Here is a 19,201-nt window from a genome sequence, read left to right on the forward strand (position 1 = left end):
TTACTACACATACCCATTATTTTTAAATAAGAAACAGCTAATGAGCCCTCTCTCAATCCTCCATTGACGAAACATGGCCGTTTCACTATACTGAGTAAAGCAAATCTACAGGAACAGGATGAAAACCATGGATTTTGAAATTAAATACCTTTCTTTTTATGTTGTGGAAGTAGAGGGAAAAGGCGAAAGTGTTGATAAAAGATATAAACATTTTCAAACGCTGGATGAACAAGCCTATGAGAATAACCCCTTAAAGGATTTCCTTGACGGGGAATTGACTAAGATTGCCAAGCGAAAGGTCGACAGGCACAGTAAAACAGAGGGAGCTCCGACAAAGATCGGACGATTCATCGTGGAGCCTGGCCACGAGCTGGACTCCAACCCTAACTACAATTTGTTCCACCGGGCACGTCACCCTGAATCCATCGATGCCTTTAAAGAAGCATCGATGGAATTCGTTAATGCATATGTAGAAGCAAGTGCAGTAAGAGGCGGTGTTTTCATTGTGGCATTAGCAAAACTCCGCAAGTATTTTGATGACCCTTTCCTATTTGTCATGAAATGTGATTTTGAGCCGAAAGTTGCTCGCATCACCGACGAATCCACATTGATTCATAATGTGGAAATGGCTATCACAACAAAGAATATGAAGTCAATTCAGTACCCTTTCATGCCTGAAGAAGGAATGATGGATGAAGCTGAATTAAAGATCCATCAAGCATCCCATGCCCGTTATTTCGAAGACTTCCTTAAATTCGTGGAGTACGAGAGATCAATGCCGGAAATCATGCGGAGCCAGGTAATGGGAATGGTGCAGGAACATATTGAGGAGTCATACGAACCGGAAAGTGAGGAAAGAGTGGAATTCGAATCGGCCATGGAAGCCTGGTCGGTAAGCCCGAAACGCGAATTGCAGGAAAGATTCACCACTGAGCAGGTCGTTGAAGCCGCATCCCAAATCGTCGAGCAATCTCCTGAAGTGGAGTTGAAAATGAAACTTGATCATATTGATGTTAAAGCCATGCTTTCTGACTTCGGTGATACCATTCATATGGCAAAAGTGAACGGCCGATACATGCTTCTTATAGAAGCGGAGTCCATACAGTTTGAAAAAGGCGCATCGCCAATTGAGTTCTTAAGACCCGACGACCTTCAGGATGTTATCGAACGTATTCAGAGGAAAAATGAATAAAACAAATAAAGCAAAAGGTCAGTCCCTGTTTATTGGACTGACCTTTACTGTTACTTCAGAGCATTGACGGCATTGATCAATCCGTGTCCTGACTCTCCATCATATCCTGTCTTGAATACATCTTCAGCAGAAGATTGAATAATGTGCTTTACTTGTGCAGGAGAAATGTTGTCTTTTCCATGCTGAGCAATAATGACACCAGCCAATGCAGCCGTTTTTGGCGCAGCCATGGATGTGCCGCCCTTGTAGCCATAACCCCCGCCAGGAATGGTTGCCAGGCAAAGGTAAGTATTATCTCTTCCTGTCCCTGTTGCCGGGTCATAATTCGGACCTAAATCACCGCCTGGTGCCATTACATCGATTTTCCCTACTCCATAGTTGGAATAAAAAGCAAGGTTCTTCAATGCTCCGCCAGCAGAAACTCGAATTAATCCCTGGCTGCTTGGACTTCTGTGGGTTGATCCTTTGTCATCTCCGGATAATTGGCCCGGGCTCTTTAAGTCCACGCCATTATTTCCGGCGGAACCTACTACTGTCACACCATTTTTGATTGCATATTGAATGGCCCTGTTGAACACCAGAACATCCGCGACAACGTTGTTTGTTGCATATTCCGGATTTTGAAACCAGTCATAACCACCCAAAGACATGTTGACTACATCCACATTGTCATCAGCAGCTGTCATCAACGCTTCTGCAATGTGTGCCGTGGCAGCCCCGCCGGAAGGCCCAAACACACGATAGGCAGCAACCTTCAAGTCTGGACCAATTCCCATTGTCCTGCCTTTAGCTGCAATCGACCCGGCAACATGTGTGCCATGGCTGTTTTGGTCCATTGCATCTGGATATCCGGGCACAAATGATTTTCCGTATACATAGTTTTCTTTCAAGTCAGGATGATTATAATCGATCCCTGTATCAATGACACCAACGACGATATCATCACCGGATACTGGTTTCCCCGTTCCACCAGGAAGAGTCCAGGATTCACCGTTGTTTGTAACTTGCTTGATATCCCATTGCGATTTGTTATAAAGATCAGCTCCAGATGCATCTGCTTCTGGAGTAAATGCTTCTTCGATTGCCGGCCCTTCCGGATAGAGTTTGTTCTCGACTCCCGTCTGACTGACCAGTGATGACTTTTTGATCTCCTGCAAGAACGTTGGATTGCTTGATGAAACTTCTACCGCCCCCACTTTTTTCAGCTCATACGATACTTGTCCACCGGCTTTTTGCACAAGTTCCTTGTATCCTGCAGGCAAACTATCCTGATCTTTGAATACAACTATGTACTTTTCTGCTGCCAGCTGCGAAGTCCCGGAAACGGTACCTGCAAAAGCACTTGAAGCACATAAAGCAAAACTTAATGCTCCAACAATCAATGATTTTTTCAGCAAAACCATCCCTCCTAATGTTTGTTATTACAATATTCATTCTATTCTAACTACTATTGAATGCAATCTGTTTCATCTGACATGAAAAATCAGCAGCAGAAGGGTTTATGTGACTATATAATCAGTAAAACTATCTATCAAAAATATTAGAGGTACATTAAGTTCATTTTTCATAGTTTCCATGACTCATTTCCCCAAAAGACACTGTCGAATCCTGGCATTTGAATAAGCAGGAAGGATTAGGTCGGCTTTTTGGTTCTTGACTCCCCCTTCATCCTCGAGAGGATAAGAAAAAAATACGCATCCTTATTATGGACTGCGTATCTTTCTATTTTTCTATTCTTTTAAATGAGAGGTATCATTCATAAAATGAACCAGCCTGCCGTCCTCTCTTATTTCCAGCAAGTGAATCCCGGTGTCCCCCGTCACGAACCAATGCCCATGATCCACAGGGAGTTTCAAATAGGACCTAAGCAGGTTGGTGATGACACCCCCATGTGCTACAATCGCAATACGTTTAAATTTGCTTTCCGCTATAATTTTCGAAAAGGCTGATTCAATTCTCAATCTGAACTCAAGGGCTGATTCACCTTCTTCAATTCTTTCATGAGGATAGTTGGGCATTTTGATTCTTTCCGCTTCTTTAAATGGGACCCCAGCTTGGATACCATTATTATGTTCCATTAAGTCTTCCTCAAACTGGATGGGACAACCCACTGACTCTGCAATTGCCTCTCCAGTCTCCTTTGCCCTTTTCAAAGGACTGCACCAAATAAAATCTGGCGGGAATTCATTCTTCACTTTCTCCTTTAAAAGTGCCACCTGTTTTCTGCCATGGTCCGTTAAAGAAAAGTCGGCCCTTCCTTCATGTACTTCGAGAATATCCGCTTCCGACTCCCCATGCCTGATCAATAGAATTTCCACCCCATCACCTCTAAATTGACAATTTAATAAAAGCAAAATCTATAATACTACAAATATAAGCAGACTTGAGAAAATTTTAAAAAAATTCCTCCTTTTTCTAGTAAAAGGGCATATAATGGGACTTAGAGTCTATATAGTAGGGGGATTAGATATGCTAAAGGAGCAGCAGCTGAAAGATATAGAAGAACTGCAAAGAATTTGTGAAAATAAAGATGGATTTCAATTAAAACTGAATGGAGATATGCTTCGTTCCCGTGATCATGATCAGGATGATTTCTTCCATTATGAAGATGGAAAATTAGCAGGTTTCCTTGGTTTATATGGATTTGGGAGCAGCTATGAACTTTGCGGAATGGTGCATCCTGATTATCGTAAACAAGGGGTATTTACAGAGCTATTTCAGCAATCAATTGACTCACTGAAGGCACGCACCATAAAAAAGCTGCTCATCAACGCGCCGGGTTCTTCACAATCGGGCAAGGCATTCATTGAAACTCTCCCTGCAAATTATTCTTTTTCAGAGTATCAAATGAAATGGGAACATAAAGAACTTGAAGCGGCAGATAAAGATATCCAGTTAATACCGGTTAGAAAGGAAGACATGGGCCTCATTTTTGAGCTCGATTATCTCTGCTTTAATATTGAACGTAACGACGCAGAAAATTTTATGGAAACCGTGGAGAAAGATAAAGGGAGTTCGAGTTTCATCATTGAATACGAAGGAAAAAAAGTCGGCAAAATTCATATACAGAGCGAAACGGACCGAAGCTATATCTTCGGGTTTGCCGTTCATCCATCCCATCAAGGAAAAGGAATTGGAAGAGCTGTCCTGGAAAAAGCGGTTATAGAAGAAAGCCAAGCAGGCAGAAACATTTTTTTAGAAGTAGCCGCTAAGAATGCAAATGCGTTAAAACTATATGAACGCACTGGATTTGTTTCTTATCAGGTGCAGGATTACTACGACTACACAGAATTATAGGAGAGTGAGAGGCAGTCTTATCAGATAAGCCTGCCTCTTATAATCACTCCTTATTTTTATATAAAATGTGCTGCGCTCTAAGGTCATCCCCTAATTCCAGAATTCCAAAAGAATAGTATGGCTGCTTCCTTTTGTCTGTTGCTGAACCCGGATTGAATAGTAAGACACGATGGTCAAATCTTACATAGGGAATGTGTGAATGTCCGAATATAATCACATCCGGTTTCTCCTCGAAAGCTCCAAACGCTCTTTTCTCAGTTGTTTTTCCATTTCCATCTCCATGTACAATTCCTATTGTATATCCTTCTGCCTGCAATACCTTTTTCCCTGGAAAGGCATCGCGGATTTCTTGCTCATCAGTATTTCCGTATACACCTTCCACCCGTCCATATTCCTTCAGCATTTCATAAACCTCCAGGTTATTCCAATCACCGGCGTGGATAATCATATCTGCTTTCTTCAATTCTTTTATTAAAACAGGAGGAAGTTCCTTTCCCCTGTTGGGCATATGTGTGTCACTTACAACGATGATTTTCAAGTTTAAGACTCCTCCTTTCTACATTTCTTTTTTACCCAAGTTTAGCTCTTTCTAATTCAATCCTCTCTCCTGGAATCGTCGAAAAGAGCGGCAGCTGCCCTGCCAATCTTATTTGAACAGGGTGGCTGAAAGGTTCCCATGTAGGTGTCTCTTTCAATTGAAATTGTTTATAAATTTCCTTTGCAGTAAAGGGAATGAAAGGTGATAGCAGGCTTGATAGATTTATGCAGATGAAAAGACAGCTTTCAAGGATGAGCCTTGCCTGGTGACGATCTTCTTTGATCACTCTCCAAGGCTGCTGAGCATCAAAATATTTATTGCTCCAGCGGACCATCTCGAACGCTCTTTTCGCTGCTTTTCTCACTTCCCCTTTCTCGAGCAATTCTCCTGTTTCGCTGTAGGCTGCCTGCAACTCTTCAGCGACTTCCGGAGCAATTGCTTTCAAGCAAACCTTTTCACCAAACTCTTTTTGATAAAACTTCGTAGTTCTTTGTATGAAGTTTCCGAGCCCTCCAAGAAGTTCACTATTATGCTTGTAAACAAATTCTCTCCAGGAGAAATCACCGTCTCGTTTATCAGGGTATTGAAGACTAAAATAGTACCTTAAAGAGTCGGGATGATAGTCTTTTAATACATCAGGAAGCCAAACAGCCCAGTTGTTGCTGGTGGAGATTTTCTTCTTTTCCAATGTTACATATTCACTGGAAACAATATAATCGGGGAGACTGTCATTCTTAATTCCTTTTAAGATCGCAGGCCAGATGATCGAATGAAACGGGATATTATCCTTGCCGTGCACATAGTAAGAGACCGTCTTCTCATTCCAAAACTCTCTCCAATCCTTTCCATTCTTTTCGGCCCACTCGATGGTTCCTGTTAAATAACCGCTCACTGCCTCTACCCACACATATATTTTTTTACCATTGTAACCTTCTACAGGCACATCTACCCCTGTTCCAATATCTCGGGTTGCCGCTCTGTCATGGAGACCCTCTGTTATATATCTGCTTGTAAGGGCTACTGCGTTTTCCCTCCAGTTCTCTTTGGTTCGATCCAAGTACGCTTTCAGCTCTTCTTCAACGGCTGATAATGCCAGATAAAAATGAGACGTTTCCTTTAAAATGGGGAAATTTCCGCAAAGTTTACAAAACCTATCAATTAATTCTGCAGGATCTAAAATCCTGCCGCAGGAATCGCACTGATCCCCTCTTGCCTTATCACCGCAGTTTGGGCATGTTCCTTCCACAAAACGATCCGGCAGGAAGCGTTCGCAGTGAAGGCAGAATGTTTCTTCGGTAATTTTTTCATATAAGTAACCATTTTCCCTCAGTTGCAGGAATATTCCCTGAACTTCCCTGTGATGAATATCTGAATCTGTCCTTCCATAATGGTCATAGCTGAAACCCAGCTTATCGAAACATTCCTTGAACTCCTGATGGTACCTGTCCGCAATATCCCCTGTTGTGACTCCCTCCTGATTCGCTCTTAACTCTATTGGGGTTCCATTGCAGTCGCTCCCTGAAACATAAAGGACTTCCTCCCCTTTCAGCCTGTAATACCTCGCTAGAATATCCCCCGGCAGCAATGCGGCCAAATGCCCGATATGCAGCGATCCATTTGCGTAGGGCCAGGCCCCTCCTATAAAAATACTCATTAAAATCTCCTCCTAAGATGGTTTGGAAAGCATAAAAAACCCCTCGCCCATAGATGTATAGACATCTAAGGACGAGGGGTTCATCTCGCGGTACCACCTTAGTTCACTGAGAGCTCGCGCCCACAGCCTCATCTAGTACGGAATGCAGAAAACACATTCTTATACTGTGGCATTGATAACGGTGCCAAAACCCGTCCCACCCTACACCACCGGTTCGAATGGAATGCTCAGAGATCATCTTCAATCAACTTTCCCCTTGCTTCTTTTCAGCTTCCGAAGCTCTCTGTTAAGGTTCACCATTGATTTACTCTTCTCTTCAACGCAAATAATTATTGTTTAATATCATATGAAATTCGAGAAGAAATTTCAAGTATTATTTAAGAACTAAATGAAAGTGGACTTCTTTTAATTAATATTGATCACCGTGGAATCACACACCGGCTTGTAGCCGATTTCCATATAAATCTTGTTGGATGTCGGGTTATCAAGGTCTGTGTAAAGGGTGCAGAATTGATGGGTTTCAAGGAGCTGGGCACTGAGCTTCGCAACAACAGAACGGCCATACCCCTTCCGGCGGGAATCTTTTGGCGTATACACAAAGTTCACCGTTATCCCATTGTCAGTTTTCCTGGCTCGTCTGGCCATTGAAACCGGTACACCATCTACTTTCCAAAGAAATACTGAATCTTCTTCCACCATTTCCGCTGCGCGTTTCTTGGCGTCTTCCTGTGGTATAGGATTTTCAGGGGTATCGTCTATAAATCCAAGCAGCCATTCTGTTACCAGATCAACATCTGCTGCGACTGCAGGCTCCATTGTTCCCTCGCTGATCTCTATGTCGTTAACCTCTTCAAGTTTGTAAATTCTTTGCCTCATGTTTACTTTATAAGAGCTTTTCGTTTTTTCACTCCAGAAGTCTGCCAATGGAACTGTCACCTTTTTATTTCCAATGAAGCCCGGAAGCTCCATCGCATGGGTTTCAACATAGCTCCAAAGAATTTCTCCAATTTCCTGTATCTTATCCTGTTCGAAAACAGTGACTATCAAATAGTGAGGAGGAGTTCTGACAAAAACTGCTTTGACGCTGCCCTTTTCCTCAATGACAGCCAGGAACGGATCTTTATAACGTCCTGCCTTAATCTGATCAAGCAGCCCCAATGGAAGATTATTTTCTGCTTCTTCTTTCAGCAGAAGCGGTCGTACTGTTTCATCAAACTTGCTGGCATCTGTGTACACTTCTAATTTCATTTTCTTCACCTCTCAAAAAACATTCGACAACCTCCTCTCTTTCCCCTGCTCCAATAAGAATATTAAAAACCAGGCGACTGGCCTAATCCTCCCGAATATCAATATTTTAAAAAAAGAAAAACCGGGATTTTCACCCGGTTTTAAGTATTTGGCTTCGTCTTTTCTACCTTTTGGTTCTTTCCGCTTGCTGTCAGTTCTTTTGAGAATTCTTCTGAGGTCAAAGATTTTGCGGACTGTAAACCAGATTTCGTCTTTCTGTTTCGCTTCGTCATATTCATCTCTCCTTTCCTGGTTAGTTTTCACCCGAGAGTGCGCTTTATCCGTTTTATAAATGTGGCGCTTCAGGAAAATTTATGTAGCTCATTGGAAGGATTTCAGTTATAATACTACACACTTAAAGGAGGTATTTTCTGATGAATATTCGTGAATTGACTGCTTCCGATGCCGAGGAATACTGGAATCTTCGACTCGAGGCATTAAAAAATAACGGTGATGCGTTTGCAACTACCTACGAAGAGTCCATCTCAAGAGAAAACCCTATACAACAGGTGCAGAAGAACTTGTCATCAAAGGATAGTGTAACTTTTGGAGCGTACATAGACGAAAAGCTCGCCGGTAATGTGACTCTCTTGTATAACCGTCATACGAAAATGAAGCATAAGGCTGCCATCCTGGCGATGTATGTCTCTCCATCCTTCAGAAAACTGGGAATCGGTAGTTCCTTGCTGGCCGAAGTTGAAAATACTGCCAAGCAAGAAGGAATTGAACTGTTGCAGTTAACGGTTGTGACTACGAACACCTCTGCCATCAAACTTTATGAAAATTCCGGGTATGTTTCATTTGGTGTTGAAAAACATGCCATGAAGCAGAAAGGTGAATATTTCGATGAAATGTGGATGAGTAAGGAGTTAGAAAAAGATAATTCTTAAGATGAAAAAAGAAGTGAGATCAGCTCTCACTTCTTTTTCAGCTTAAACATAACATCACTCTCTTATAAGAGGGGGAATCTCTTGTCACATTGTTGAGAATGATTTTCAATATCATTTTATTCTATATTTCCATCTCTGTCAACAAGTATTTAAACTGCCGCTAACCATCGCTCTGTGTATTCTGAAAATTTAATCATTTACCATGCTGCCAATTAAATATATTCCAAAACGGGAAATTGTGGTAAAATTCTAAATTAGAGAAATAGAAAAAAAACTTGGGGGTAATTTATGAAAGAGAAAATGAAAGCTTTTGGACTGCCGATAGTCATTATGCTGGCTTTGATAGGTATACTGTATTTTCAGCAGCTTCAAACATTGACTGAGCTTCCAAACGAAAACTGGAGCCGCTCCATTCCTTTTGACATGGAGACAGACGAAAAACCGATAGTATTCCAAAATGAAAATGAAGTATTCTACAGCGAAAAGAACAAGGTTCATCATTTCAGTATCAATGAGGGGTTGGAAGTCACCAATGAGGGGGACATCTCATTCACTGTACCACGTGGATACTCCTTCTGGACTGACGGTAAGAAATTTATAACACTAAGCCAAAGAGTTCTAAAAGTAAGTGGAGAAGACGAAAAAATCATCGCCGAAGATGTCACAGGTGTTTCAACCCGCAGTGATAATATTGTCTACTGGCAGGGCGGCGATGTATACGAGCTTGACCCTTCAACATTGGAAACAAAGAGTATTCATAGTTTTACAAACGATGTCGCAAATATTTTCTTTGGAAGTGACGGCAGCTATGTAGTTGCTCAACAGACAGATGATGTAAATGCAGATTTGTTTTTTGTAACTGCCGAGGGAGAAGTCACACCGAATTCCTTCATGAAAGTTCCAAATAACAAGAATAATAAGTTAGGAAACATTGCATACACAATTGAAAATGGAGAAATCACCTTTATTTTCGATACCCAAATGCGTTCTCAAGGAGTACTCTCCTATCATATGCATCAAGCTAAAACGGCGGTCAGTGATTTGGGAAGTACTGAACTTAAAGCCGAGAATGTATCCATTATTAATGAGGCTAATGGAGCAAAACTTGAAACACCTAGGTATGTCCAGATCATGGAATCGTCAGAAACACCTGCTCTACTCTTTACGGCTGAGGGACAAGGCGTTGGTGATGATCATACTGTAAGCCTTTATACAGGTGTATTTGAGGATGATTTAACGGTCAGCGCTTCTTCATTTACGACTACCGATGGAATTACCCATTATCCAATTGAGGCAGGCGATGGATCTATCGTATGGCTTGACTATAATGGCGGAAGTTATGAACTGTATGGTGCTTCACAGTCACCGGAAGTCAAGGAAGAAAGTATAGAATTGACTTCCCGGTCGTACAAGGAAGCCGGCATAAATACCGTTCTGATGCTGGCAAGCAGTCTTGTCACTTTCCTGGTATCTTTCTACTGGATCCTTCCATCACTATTATTATTGATCGTCCTTTATATGGCAAAGCCGAACATTTTTGAAAAAGAAGAGATCAACTGGGTGGAATACGTGTCCATTGCTATATTTGTCGTTATGCCGTTCACGTTTGTTGATAAGGCAATGAACAATTACTTCTATGAAATAGCCCCTTCTTACCTTACTTTCTCTGGAAGCAGCTGGGTGCTGCTGCTGATTATTACGGCAGTTTCAGCGGTTATATGGAAATTGGGACGCGATCCTGAATGGGGTACTTTTGGCGGTGCGTTCTATTTTATCGGGGTGTATATATTGTTATACATCACTAGTATCGGTACTTATATTTTCAACCTGTTTTAATAAGGAAAACGGACTTGGAGGAGCTCTCTCCAGTCCGTTTTTTCATGGTCTTTTTGTAATTCTGTACGTCGCTGATCGGCCGCTTCCGCTTTTCTTTTGTCCAGCTCCAGCGGCCAGCGACTAGCAGATTTCGGTCTCTCTCCTTGCTAATCCAGCTGCAAGGCCCCAACGGCTAACGAACTTCAGTCTTCCTTCTTGCGATAAGTCATCATCGAATCGCTTTCGCTCTTCGTGATTCCTTTATCTCATGCGGAAGCCTTCCAGTTCGTACGCCGCTGAACGGGGCCTTTCCGCTTTTTTAAGATAAGTCAACATCAACTCACTTCGTTTGTTGTGTTTCCTTTATCTCATGCGAGAGCCCTCCAATCTGTACGTCGCTGATCGGCCGCTTCCGCTTTTCTTATTCACTGCTCAGTTTCCTCCACGGCCTTGCCCCTTTTATGAAGGTATAGACCAATATAGAAAATGCAAGCCAAACTCCACCTGCTGTAAATCCACCCAAAATATCACTTGGATAATGAACACCCAGGTACACTCTGCTTAAGCCAATCAAGAAAACCAGGAAAATTAACAGCGCTGCCCCAAGGACTTTGGACCAAGTATGATCGTACAGACGGAAAACAGCAAATGCCAACGCTCCATAGAAGATGAAAGACCCCATGGAGTGACCGCTTGGAAAGCTGTAGCCATCTTGTTCTACCAATGCTTCGATTGCCGGTCTTTGTCTTTTAAAGTACTCCTTAAGCAGCCAGTTGAAGCCTCCACCTAACGCAACAGTGAATAGTACATAAAGACCCAGGGAATATTTCTTGAAAACCAAAAATAATATCACCGCAACAGCCGTGAGAATAGTGAGCCATTTAACTCCCCCCAGGAAGGTGATTCCTTTCATGAACTCGGTCATCCCCTCTGTTGTAAATGAGCTGACCCCTGAGTATACTGCAGAATCAAAATTCTTAATCTCACTCTCGTTCAGTTCTTCAACAATTCGGATAAATCCTGCTGTTAACGCGACAATCAATGCCAGTCCTGCTATAAAAAAGATGGTTTGCTTCCAGTCTATCTTTCTTTTTCTCATTAACCTCTCCCTTCTCCCTCTTCAGAAGGTCTTACTGAGCTTCTACTTTTTTCGTTGTTCTTTTCTTTTTAGGTATTTTTGCTGCTGGTGCTTTAGGCGCTGGTTTCTTTTCTGTCTGCGGTTTTGTCTTATCAATGGAAGCCTGCAGCGCTGACATCAAGTCTGTCACATTGGCAGCAGATGCTTTTTCTTTCGGTGTAACAAACTTTTCCCCTGTTTGTTTGGATTGAATCAATTCCATCAACTTTTCGCGGTAATCATCTTCATATTTCTCCGGTTCGAATTCGGTTGATAGCTGATCGATCAGCATTACCGCAGTCTCCAGTTCTTTTTGGCTCACTTCATCCTCGGCTGGGACATTCGGTACATCCCCTGTTTTGCGGACTTCATCAGGAAAGTGGATGGTTTCCATGACCATTGTGTTTTGATAAACCCTTACTACTGCAAGCTGTTCCTTTGATCTCATCGCAATCTTTGCGATACCGACCTTGTTTGATTCAGTCAATGCTTTTCTTAAAAGACTGTAAGCTTTCTTTCCACCTTCATTAGGTGAAATAAAATAACTCCGATTGTAGTAAATCGGATCAATTTCCTCAATCTTAATGAAATCGACTATTTCAACTGCTTTTTCCTCGCTTGTGTCCCTTAATGCTTTTATTTCCTCATCTTCAATGACTACAAACTTGCCCTTGGCAATTTCGTATCCTTTTACAATTTCCTCATACTCCAGATCCTTTTCACAAACAGGACAAATTTTTTCATATTTTATTGGTGTATGGCATTCCCGGTGAAGGGACCGTAATTTGATATCCTTATCTTCGGTGGCCGCATGAAGCTTGATCGGAATATTCACTAAACCAAAGCTGATGCTTCCTTTCCATATCGTGTGCATAAGTATCCTCCATTTTCTTTTTGTCTTACCCTTAATTTGGTTTACTCTACTATGCGCCTATCCTATAAAAGTTCTGGAAATACTTCTTGTCTGTCTGGACAAAATAGGACTATCTTGTACGTAGAAGTGGTGATTTAAAAATGAAACCGATGCTGCCGACATTATTCAATGAAACACCAATGAAGGAAAACTGGAAATATGAAGTGAAATATGATGGTTTCAGAGGGATTTTGTCCATCCACTCTGAAAATGACATTTCCCTTGTCAGCAGAAACGGCAATGATCTGCTCCCACAGTTCCCTGAAATTTATAAGTTCGCATTCGGAATAGCCAAAGATGGAGTTTGGCCTCTTCCTATAATTCTGGACGGGGAAATTGTATTATTGGAAAACGATTTTAAAAGCAACTTCGGTGGTCTTCAAATAAGAGGAAGAATGAAAACTGAAAGTAATATTCAAAGGGCAGCAGACAAAAACCCATGCACCTTCCTTGCCTTTGATCTGCTGCAATCTCGGGGAGCCGGCATGACCACTAAAAAATATAAAGAAAGAAAAAAGGCATTGGCTTCCCTTATTAAAGAAGCACAACTCCCTTTAGAACCCAACTATGGTTCTTCTGCACGGATTCAAATGATTCCCTCCTATAAAAGCAGCAGCCAGGCGTGGGAAAAAGTTAAGGATTATGATGGTGAAGGGTTGATTGCCAAGGCTGAAGACAGTCCTTGGGAGGAAGGAAAGCGGACAACTACATGGCGAAAGATGAAAAACTGGAAGAAAGCAAAGTGTTTCATTCTTTCACATGATAGCAGCAACGGTTATTATGAAGTCGGCGTTTTTTTGGATACACAAGTCATTCCGATCGGTGCCTTTTACTTCGGAATCAGTCCCGAGGAAAAACAGGCCTTAAATTCGATCATCAAAGAAAATGCCTATAAGACTGAAAAAGGAAAGTCATATGTTCATCCCGGCCTGTGTGTGGAACTTCATTATCTCGAATGGTACGAGGAACAATTGAGGGAACCGCATTTTCACCAGTTTCTTTTTCAAATAAAGCCTGAGGAGTGCACCTGGATGCAGATCATGCTGGATGAAGCCTCCCTGCCTGAGTCAGTGGATATTACCCATCCAGACAAACCTCTGTGGAAATCTCCAGTGATTGACAAGCTGCAGTATATCCGCTATTTAAGGAAGGTTTCATCCCGGTTATTGTTCTTCCTTAAACAAAGGCCTTTGACTGTGATCCGGCTTCCCCACGGCATGTTTGGTGAATCCTTCTATCAAAAGAACCGGCCCGATTACGCTCCTTCTTTTGTGAAAACGGTTCAAATAGAGAATATTGATTACATCATTTGTGACGACCTGGAAACATTAATTTGGCTGGGAAATCAACTCGCTATGGAATTTCATATCCCATTTCAGAAAGCCGGAGTACCCCATGTAAATGAAATCGTGTTTGATCTTGATCCGCCATCCAGGGATTATTTTCACCTGGCAGTAAAAGCTGCGTTAGAGATGAAAAAAGTATTTGACCAGCTGAACTTGATCAGTTTCATCAAAACATCAGGGAACAAAGGCCTGCAGGTATATATACCGCTCCATGAGGGCTATACGTGGGATGATACACACCTTTTCACTGAATTCATTGCAAACTATTTGATCAATCAATATCCCGATGAATTTACGATTGAAAGATTAAAGAAGAACAGAAATAACCGTTTATATGTGGATTACATCCAGCACGCAGAAGGTAAAACGATCATATCGCCATATTCCCCCAGAGCCAATGAGGATGCTCTCGTTTCAGCACCGCTTTTCTGGGAGGAAGTTACGGAAGATTTAAGACCTGAGGCATTTACAATGAGCACTGTTCTAGAGAGGCTGAAAAAAATGGGTTGTCCGTTTGCAGGCTATGAGGAAGCTAAAGAAAAACAAAACTTCCAGGAAGTCCTCACATTCCTTCAAAAAAACAAGGGAAAAACCCATTAAAAAAGACAGGAGGCTTAATCCCCCTGTCTTCAACATTTTTTTATGCTTTCAGGAAAACATTCTTTTCTACAACATCTTTTGCAAATTCCTGAAGTTCTGAATAACTTCCTTCTTCATCATATTCAGACTGCTCCACTGTTTGATAGCTCTCCGGCTCTTTAACATCCACCTCAAGCTTATAGCGGGAGATGTATGTTGCATTCCCGATTAAATCCATTGAGAATTCCTCATCGTTTCTATGAACGATGACACGAACTTTTCCGCCGTTATTATACACATCAATTTCCTGCTCGTAATGATTCATACCAGCAAGGCACGTTACGAGGCTTGAGGCTGACATCGCTGTACCGCAGGCGTTCGTGAAGCCGACTCCTCTTTCAAATGTCCTGACATAGATACCATCACTTCCGAGAGACTGAACAAAGCTTACATTGACTCCGTCAGGAAACAGCGTATTTGGTCCATTCACTGTTTCAGAAATACATTTCTGTTCATTTGAAATAATATGTTCATTTTCAACAATACTAATCAAATGAGGGTTTGGAACTGCAACAGCGGTGAACGTCAATGTATCGGAGATTTCAGGAACTTTTTCTGAGACCAGCGTATGCCTGTCGATATTCATCGGCAAGTGTTTCAAGTCAAATAATACCGGAGAAATCTGAACCTTGAAAGTCGGTATCTCTGCATAAATGGACGCCTCGCGTGAAATCTTCAAGTCCGCTTTCATTGTTTCGATGGTAATTTCATCTTTGTTCTTTAATTCGGTTACATATCGGCCAACACACCTCAAGCCATTTCCGCACATGGATGCCTCAGATCCATCCGCATTGAATACCCTCATCTTTCCATCGCATTTATCACTATCCAAAACAAAAAGAATCCCGTCTGCCCCAATTCCCTTCTTGCGGTCACACAGAGCGATTGCCAGATTCTGGCGGTCCTTTTCGCTGAATGTATATGTTTCAGTAATTTCATCGATCAACAGAAAGTCGTTGCCTGATCCATGACATTTTATAAGATTTAATTCCATAAAAAAACCCTCCACGGAGTAACTTGATGACCAGCGGAAATTCCAGCCAAACCTTTGGCGATCCGCCTACTAATCTATATTCTTGTATAATTAGCTTGCCATATCCAAGCCTATTTCGCAATAGGCTTGTGCTTGAATTTGTCTGCCAATTCACTAAGAGAAAGTAATCAGTTCAATTATCAGCACATAAACGGTATGATTAAGGAAAATATCTTAAGCCAAACAGGAGGAAAAAATTCAAGTGTCCGAGAATTATAAGTTTAAATTTAATGTGAAAAAAGTAGTTGTAATAGAAGATGCAAACAACATAAAAGAAGTGCTGGTACATACACAAATAAAAAAAGGCAGCAATCAAATCTGCCTTGAAGATGTTTTCCCTGTAAGAATCACTGAAATCGGAATCTTCCCCGTACCAAAAGACATTGCCGAGAAGGTTGAGAACCCGGACCTGAGAAGACTCCTTCCTTTCCAACTAAAAAGATACATCAAACCACAAAAGCGGTTTCTTGAACCTGGAGAATATAATTAATCAATTATTAAGCCTGGAGTGGTTTCCGTCTTTAAGGTACTCTGCCCTTAGAAGGCCTTCCGCCCATTGACAGGAATGAGCATAAAACTGATTGACCTCAAGTTGTGTCAGTCTGATATCCAGCCCGCGCTGACTCGCATTTTCCCAGTCAGCTTTCTCAATTGCGATTACCAAATCCAGTACTTTCTTCAAATTATTTTCTTTTCCCCTTAAGGCATCGCAAATATCATCTTGAAGAGGCATATCCTTCAGGACTTTCTCTATCGGCTGCCCTATGATGGATTCCATCAAGGAAAACATCCCTGTCAAGAAGTAACTCGATGGAACTGCTTCTTCAAAAACCTTTGTTGAGATCAATTCACACATCTTGGCACGGGTAAGACATAGTTTGATGACTTCTTCTGACATTTGCTTAGCTGTACCGGTCATATCCCTGATCGCAAGGACATAAATCCACCTTTGGATTTCTATTAAACCTAGCAGGATGATTGCCTGCCTTATCGAACTGATCTTATGTTTTGGCCGGTAGGCCGGAGAGTTGATAAGTTTAAGGAGTTTATAAGACAATGAGATATCCTGTTCGATCAGCTGTGAAATTCTTTCAATGCTCGGTTCATTCATTTCTAGACTTTGAATAACCTCATAGTAGGAATGAAAATAGACCGGTACATCATAAGTTCGTAAGATGATTGGTTTACTGAAGAAATACCCTTGAAAAAGGGAATATCCCCGTTTCTTTGCTTCTTCAAAATCTTCTCTTGTTTCCACTTTTTCCGCCAAGAGCTTCAGATCAAGAAGCCGGGCAAGCAATTCGATTTCTTCTCTCTTCTTCTCAGTGGCAGTCAGCATGTCCACTTTTATATAATCAGCTTGCTTCATCAATTCCCTGCAATATGGATTCTCTTTATCAAATACAAAGTCATCCAATGCAATTTTGTAACCAAGCTGCCTTAATTCCCTGCAGATTGAAATAATCTCCGGAGAGGGCTCAACCGTCTCTAAAATTTCCACCACAATTTCTCGGGGGCGAAAGTAAGTCGGAACCTTCAGCTTCAGCAGTGTTTCTGTAAAATTAATAAAACAAGGCTTCCCTGCTGAAAGCTGGTCAATCCCTATATTCAAAAAACTGTTGATGATCACATCGGCTGTTGCCCTGTCCCCATCTATGTTTGGAAAGATATTTTCCTGGTTATTACGATATAATAACTCATAGGCAATCACTTCTTCATTTTCGTTGAATATAGGCTGCCTGGCAACAAACACTTCCATTTCTGTTCACTCCTACGAGAAGATGAAAAATCTGTATATAGTCAAATATTAATAGAAAAAAGGATAATTATTGAAGTTTCACACTACTAGAATACCAATAAACCCATGGTAAGTCTATCTAATTTCTGATAATTCACTTTTACCCTTTAAAGCACCGGGGGACAGTCCCCCATTGCTTTAAAGCGGTAATACGTCAAACAAAAAAACAGCACCAGGAGTACTGTCTCCTGGTGCTGATGGTTCAATGGACTGAATGGACGAAAAAGTTCATCAAAAACAGTCCGGCTATTATATATAAAGGAAGTGAAACATCTTTTGCCTTTCCATTCGCGACTTTCAATATCGGATATAAAATGAATCCAATAGCAATTCCATCAGCGATACTATAGGTAAATGGTATCATCGCAATGATGAAGATGGCTGGGAATGCTTCTGTCAAATCTCTTAAATCCATATGACGGATATTCTGGATCATCAAGCCTCCGATAATAATCAATATCGGTGCAATCGCATGGTCAGGAATCCATTTTAAATAAGGTATGAACAACGTTGATGCAAGGAATAAGACACCTGTTGTCAAAGACGTCAAGCCAGTCCTTCCGCCTGCTGCGATGGCTGCAGCACTCTCAACCGTTGAAACAGTCGGGCTAGTTCCAAAGATTCCGCATGATGCCGCTGATAATGCATTCGATTGGAAGGCTTTTGGGTACTTCTCGGGGGTACCGGCCATATCCATATGACCATGAACGAGCCCGATATTTTCAAATACCAATACCATGGTGATTGAAAAAGCAGCAATCCAAAACGGAAACTCCATAAATTTCGCAAAGGACATTTGAGCAAAAACAGAGCCGTACTCTGAAAAGCCAAATCCTGACTGTCCTGCTTGAGGTTCAATCCCAAAAAGGAAACCAAGCAGTGTTCCGAAAGCAATGCTCCATAAGAATCCGCCTTTAACATTTCGGATGAACAAAAATATCGTTACAAGAAATGTCAGTATAGTGGCAATGACCCCTATGTCACTGATGTCACCCAAAGTAATCAGTGCGCTTGAACCTCTTTCGACGATTCCGCCTTTTTCCAAACCAATCAACATCAGGAACATTCCTAACCCAACCGTGATTGCTTCTTTAAGCGCTTTTGGAATCGCACTTGATAAAATGCCTGATAATTTCGTAAAGGCAATAAGCATGAATAACAGCCCTGAGACGAAAACAGCCGCTAACGCCTCCTGCCAGGAAAGTCCCATCGACTCCACCAAAGTAAAGGTGAACATCGCATTGATTCCCATTCCAGGGACCAATAGAATCGGTGCATTAGCCCAGAATGCCATAACGAGGCATCCAAAAAAAGATGCAAGAATCGTGGCCATGACCGCCCCTTCAAACGGCATACCTGCTTCTGACAGAATCATGGCATTGATAGCGATAATATAAACAATCGTAAAATATCCGATTGCTCCTGCTGTTACCTCTTTTTTAACTGTTGTTCCGTGCTGCTTTAAACGAAAAATACCTCCTGTTGTTTTCATAATATCATGTCCTCACGACATAGCCCTCTCCCTACCCGCTTACCCTCAAAAAAGGGAAGCCACAAAGACTAATTTTAGCAGATGTACGTACCTTTGCCAATATGTTTTAAGATTATAGATTGTTTTCTGATTTAATTTTCCAGTTTAAGGGCTTTTTGTGTGTCCGGGACTTGGGATCATAGCTAAATGC

Annotated in this window: 17 protein-coding genes and 1 other annotated feature; of the genes, 6 read left to right on the forward strand and 11 right to left on the reverse strand. The window is 41.6% G+C overall.

Annotated elements, in window-relative coordinates; genetic code table 11:
• Positions 1-127: 127 nt before the first annotated feature.
• Positions 128-1,192 (forward strand): DUF3900 domain-containing protein, encoded by a 1,065-nt coding sequence (locus ACOJQI_RS13965; protein ID WP_421378874.1) that lies wholly within the window; start codon positions 128-130, stop codon positions 1,190-1,192.
• Positions 1,193-1,242: 50 nt separating this feature from the next.
• On the opposite strand, the gene ACOJQI_RS13970 is transcribed toward ACOJQI_RS13965, so the two are convergent.
• Both ACOJQI_RS13970 and ACOJQI_RS13975 read right to left on the reverse strand, forming a co-directional pair.
• Entirely contained in the window at positions 1,243-2,589 is a 1,347-nt protein-coding gene (locus ACOJQI_RS13970; protein ID WP_421378876.1) for a S8 family peptidase, read from the reverse strand.
• Positions 2,590-2,922: 333 nt separating this feature from the next.
• Positions 2,923-3,510, reverse strand: coding sequence for a histidine phosphatase family protein (locus ACOJQI_RS13975; protein ID WP_421378878.1), 588 nt, complete (start codon positions 3,508-3,510; stop codon positions 2,923-2,925).
• Positions 3,511-3,661: 151 nt separating this feature from the next.
• Between ACOJQI_RS13975 and ACOJQI_RS13980 the strand changes: the two genes are divergently transcribed.
• Positions 3,662-4,489: a GNAT family N-acetyltransferase gene (locus tag ACOJQI_RS13980; protein WP_421378880.1), complete on the forward strand. Its 828-nt coding sequence runs from the start codon at positions 3,662-3,664 to the stop codon at positions 4,487-4,489.
• A 43-nt stretch (positions 4,490-4,532) separates the two neighbouring features.
• Here ACOJQI_RS13980 and ACOJQI_RS13985 read toward each other — a convergent pair whose 3' ends face one another.
• The 4 genes from ACOJQI_RS13985 to ACOJQI_RS14000 all read right to left on the reverse strand — a co-directional run bounded on the left by ACOJQI_RS13985 (position 4,533) and on the right by ACOJQI_RS14000 (position 8,201).
• Entirely contained in the window at positions 4,533-5,027 is a 495-nt protein-coding gene (locus tag ACOJQI_RS13985; protein ID WP_421378882.1) for a metallophosphoesterase family protein, read from the reverse strand.
• A gap of 31 nt (positions 5,028-5,058) precedes the next feature.
• Positions 5,059-6,681, reverse strand: a complete 1,623-nt coding sequence (gene metG, locus ACOJQI_RS13990) for a methionine--tRNA ligase (protein WP_421378885.1) — start codon at positions 6,679-6,681, stop codon at positions 5,059-5,061.
• A 64-nt stretch (positions 6,682-6,745) separates the two neighbouring features.
• Positions 6,746-7,010, reverse strand: a binding site (T-box leader).
• Between the two features lie 76 nt (positions 7,011-7,086).
• Positions 7,087-7,929 carry a GNAT family N-acetyltransferase gene (locus tag ACOJQI_RS13995; RefSeq protein ID WP_421378887.1) on the reverse strand — a complete coding sequence of 281 codons (843 nt, stop codon included), beginning with the start codon at positions 7,927-7,929 and terminating at the stop codon, positions 7,087-7,089.
• A 140-nt stretch (positions 7,930-8,069) separates the two neighbouring features.
• The gene (locus ACOJQI_RS14000) at positions 8,070-8,201 is read right to left on the reverse strand and encodes a hypothetical protein (RefSeq protein WP_421378889.1); all 132 of its coding nucleotides are present in this window, start codon (positions 8,199-8,201) and stop codon (positions 8,070-8,072) included.
• 141 nt (positions 8,202-8,342) lie between these two features.
• On the opposite strand from ACOJQI_RS14000, the gene ACOJQI_RS14005 reads away from it, so the two are divergent.
• Both ACOJQI_RS14005 and ACOJQI_RS14010 read left to right on the forward strand, forming a co-directional pair.
• Positions 8,343-8,858: a GNAT family N-acetyltransferase gene (locus ACOJQI_RS14005; RefSeq protein ID WP_421378891.1), complete on the forward strand. Its 516-nt coding sequence runs from the start codon at positions 8,343-8,345 to the stop codon at positions 8,856-8,858.
• Between the two features lie 288 nt (positions 8,859-9,146).
• Positions 9,147-10,694: a hypothetical protein gene (locus ACOJQI_RS14010; RefSeq protein WP_421378893.1), complete on the forward strand. Its 1,548-nt coding sequence runs from the start codon at positions 9,147-9,149 to the stop codon at positions 10,692-10,694.
• Between the two features lie 400 nt (positions 10,695-11,094).
• Here the strand turns inward: ACOJQI_RS14010 and ACOJQI_RS14015 are convergent, their stop codons facing one another.
• Both ACOJQI_RS14015 and ACOJQI_RS14020 read right to left on the reverse strand, forming a co-directional pair.
• Complete coding sequence (locus tag ACOJQI_RS14015) at positions 11,095-11,772, reverse strand: phosphatase PAP2 family protein (protein WP_421378895.1); 678 nt, start codon at positions 11,770-11,772, stop codon at positions 11,095-11,097.
• Between the two features lie 31 nt (positions 11,773-11,803).
• Positions 11,804-12,664, reverse strand: a complete 861-nt coding sequence (locus ACOJQI_RS14020) for a Ku protein (protein WP_421378897.1) — start codon at positions 12,662-12,664, stop codon at positions 11,804-11,806.
• Positions 12,665-12,804: 140 nt separating this feature from the next.
• Here ACOJQI_RS14020 and ACOJQI_RS14025 point away from each other — a divergent pair, with 140 nt between their 5' ends.
• Positions 12,805-14,649, forward strand: coding sequence for a DNA ligase D (locus ACOJQI_RS14025; protein WP_421378899.1), 1,845 nt, complete (start codon positions 12,805-12,807; stop codon positions 14,647-14,649).
• Positions 14,650-14,689: 40 nt separating this feature from the next.
• On the opposite strand, the gene dapF is transcribed toward ACOJQI_RS14025, so the two are convergent.
• Positions 14,690-15,682, reverse strand: a complete 993-nt coding sequence (dapF, locus tag ACOJQI_RS14030) for a diaminopimelate epimerase (RefSeq protein ID WP_421378901.1) — start codon at positions 15,680-15,682, stop codon at positions 14,690-14,692.
• Between the two features lie 241 nt (positions 15,683-15,923).
• Here dapF and ACOJQI_RS14035 point away from each other — a divergent pair, with 241 nt between their 5' ends.
• The gene (locus ACOJQI_RS14035) at positions 15,924-16,211 is read left to right on the forward strand and encodes a hypothetical protein (protein ID WP_421378903.1); all 288 of its coding nucleotides are present in this window, start codon (positions 15,924-15,926) and stop codon (positions 16,209-16,211) included.
• Here the strand turns inward: ACOJQI_RS14035 and ACOJQI_RS14040 are convergent, their stop codons facing one another.
• Positions 16,212-17,480: an EAL and HDOD domain-containing protein gene (locus tag ACOJQI_RS14040; RefSeq protein ID WP_421378905.1), complete on the reverse strand. Its 1,269-nt coding sequence runs from the start codon at positions 17,478-17,480 to the stop codon at positions 16,212-16,214.
• A 241-nt stretch (positions 17,481-17,721) separates the two neighbouring features.
• Positions 17,722-19,011: an NCS2 family permease gene (locus ACOJQI_RS14045; protein ID WP_421378907.1), complete on the reverse strand. Its 1,290-nt coding sequence runs from the start codon at positions 19,009-19,011 to the stop codon at positions 17,722-17,724.
• Positions 19,012-19,201 lie beyond the last annotated feature (190 nt).

The organism is Bacillus salacetis, assembly GCF_049177075.1.
Lineage (GTDB): Bacteria > Bacillota > Bacilli > Bacillales > Bacillaceae_B > Rossellomorea > Rossellomorea salacetis_A.

What these genes read in the sequence shown, in the direction of transcription:
- ACOJQI_RS14040 (WP_421378905.1), bottom strand. Translation starts at nt 17,480, where the DNA reads ATGGAAGTGTTTGTTGCCAGGCAGCCTATATTCAACGAAAATGAAGAA.
- ACOJQI_RS14020 (WP_421378897.1), bottom strand. Translation starts at nt 12,664, where the DNA reads ATGCACACGATATGGAAAGGAAGCATCAGCTTTGGTTTAGTGAATATT.
- ACOJQI_RS14000 (WP_421378889.1), bottom strand. Translation starts at nt 8,201, where the DNA reads ATGACGAAGCGAAACAGAAAGACGAAATCTGGTTTACAGTCCGCAAAA.
- metG (WP_421378885.1), bottom strand. Translation starts at nt 6,681, where the DNA reads ATGAGTATTTTTATAGGAGGGGCCTGGCCCTACGCAAATGGATCGCTG.
- ACOJQI_RS14015 (WP_421378895.1), bottom strand. Translation starts at nt 11,772, where the DNA reads ATGAGAAAAAGAAAGATAGACTGGAAGCAAACCATCTTTTTTATAGCA.
- ACOJQI_RS13995 (WP_421378887.1), bottom strand. Translation starts at nt 7,929, where the DNA reads ATGAAATTAGAAGTGTACACAGATGCCAGCAAGTTTGATGAAACAGTA.
- ACOJQI_RS14045 (WP_421378907.1), bottom strand. Translation starts at nt 19,011, where the DNA reads ATGAAAACAACAGGAGGTATTTTTCGTTTAAAGCAGCACGGAACAACA.
- dapF (WP_421378901.1), bottom strand. Translation starts at nt 15,682, where the DNA reads ATGGAATTAAATCTTATAAAATGTCATGGATCAGGCAACGACTTTCTG.
- ACOJQI_RS14010 (WP_421378893.1), top strand. Translation starts at nt 9,147, where the DNA reads ATGAAAGAGAAAATGAAAGCTTTTGGACTGCCGATAGTCATTATGCTG.
- ACOJQI_RS13980 (WP_421378880.1), top strand. Translation starts at nt 3,662, where the DNA reads ATGCTAAAGGAGCAGCAGCTGAAAGATATAGAAGAACTGCAAAGAATT.
- ACOJQI_RS13965 (WP_421378874.1), top strand. Translation starts at nt 128, where the DNA reads ATGGATTTTGAAATTAAATACCTTTCTTTTTATGTTGTGGAAGTAGAG.
- ACOJQI_RS14025 (WP_421378899.1), top strand. Translation starts at nt 12,805, where the DNA reads ATGAAACCGATGCTGCCGACATTATTCAATGAAACACCAATGAAGGAA.
- ACOJQI_RS14005 (WP_421378891.1), top strand. Translation starts at nt 8,343, where the DNA reads ATGAATATTCGTGAATTGACTGCTTCCGATGCCGAGGAATACTGGAAT.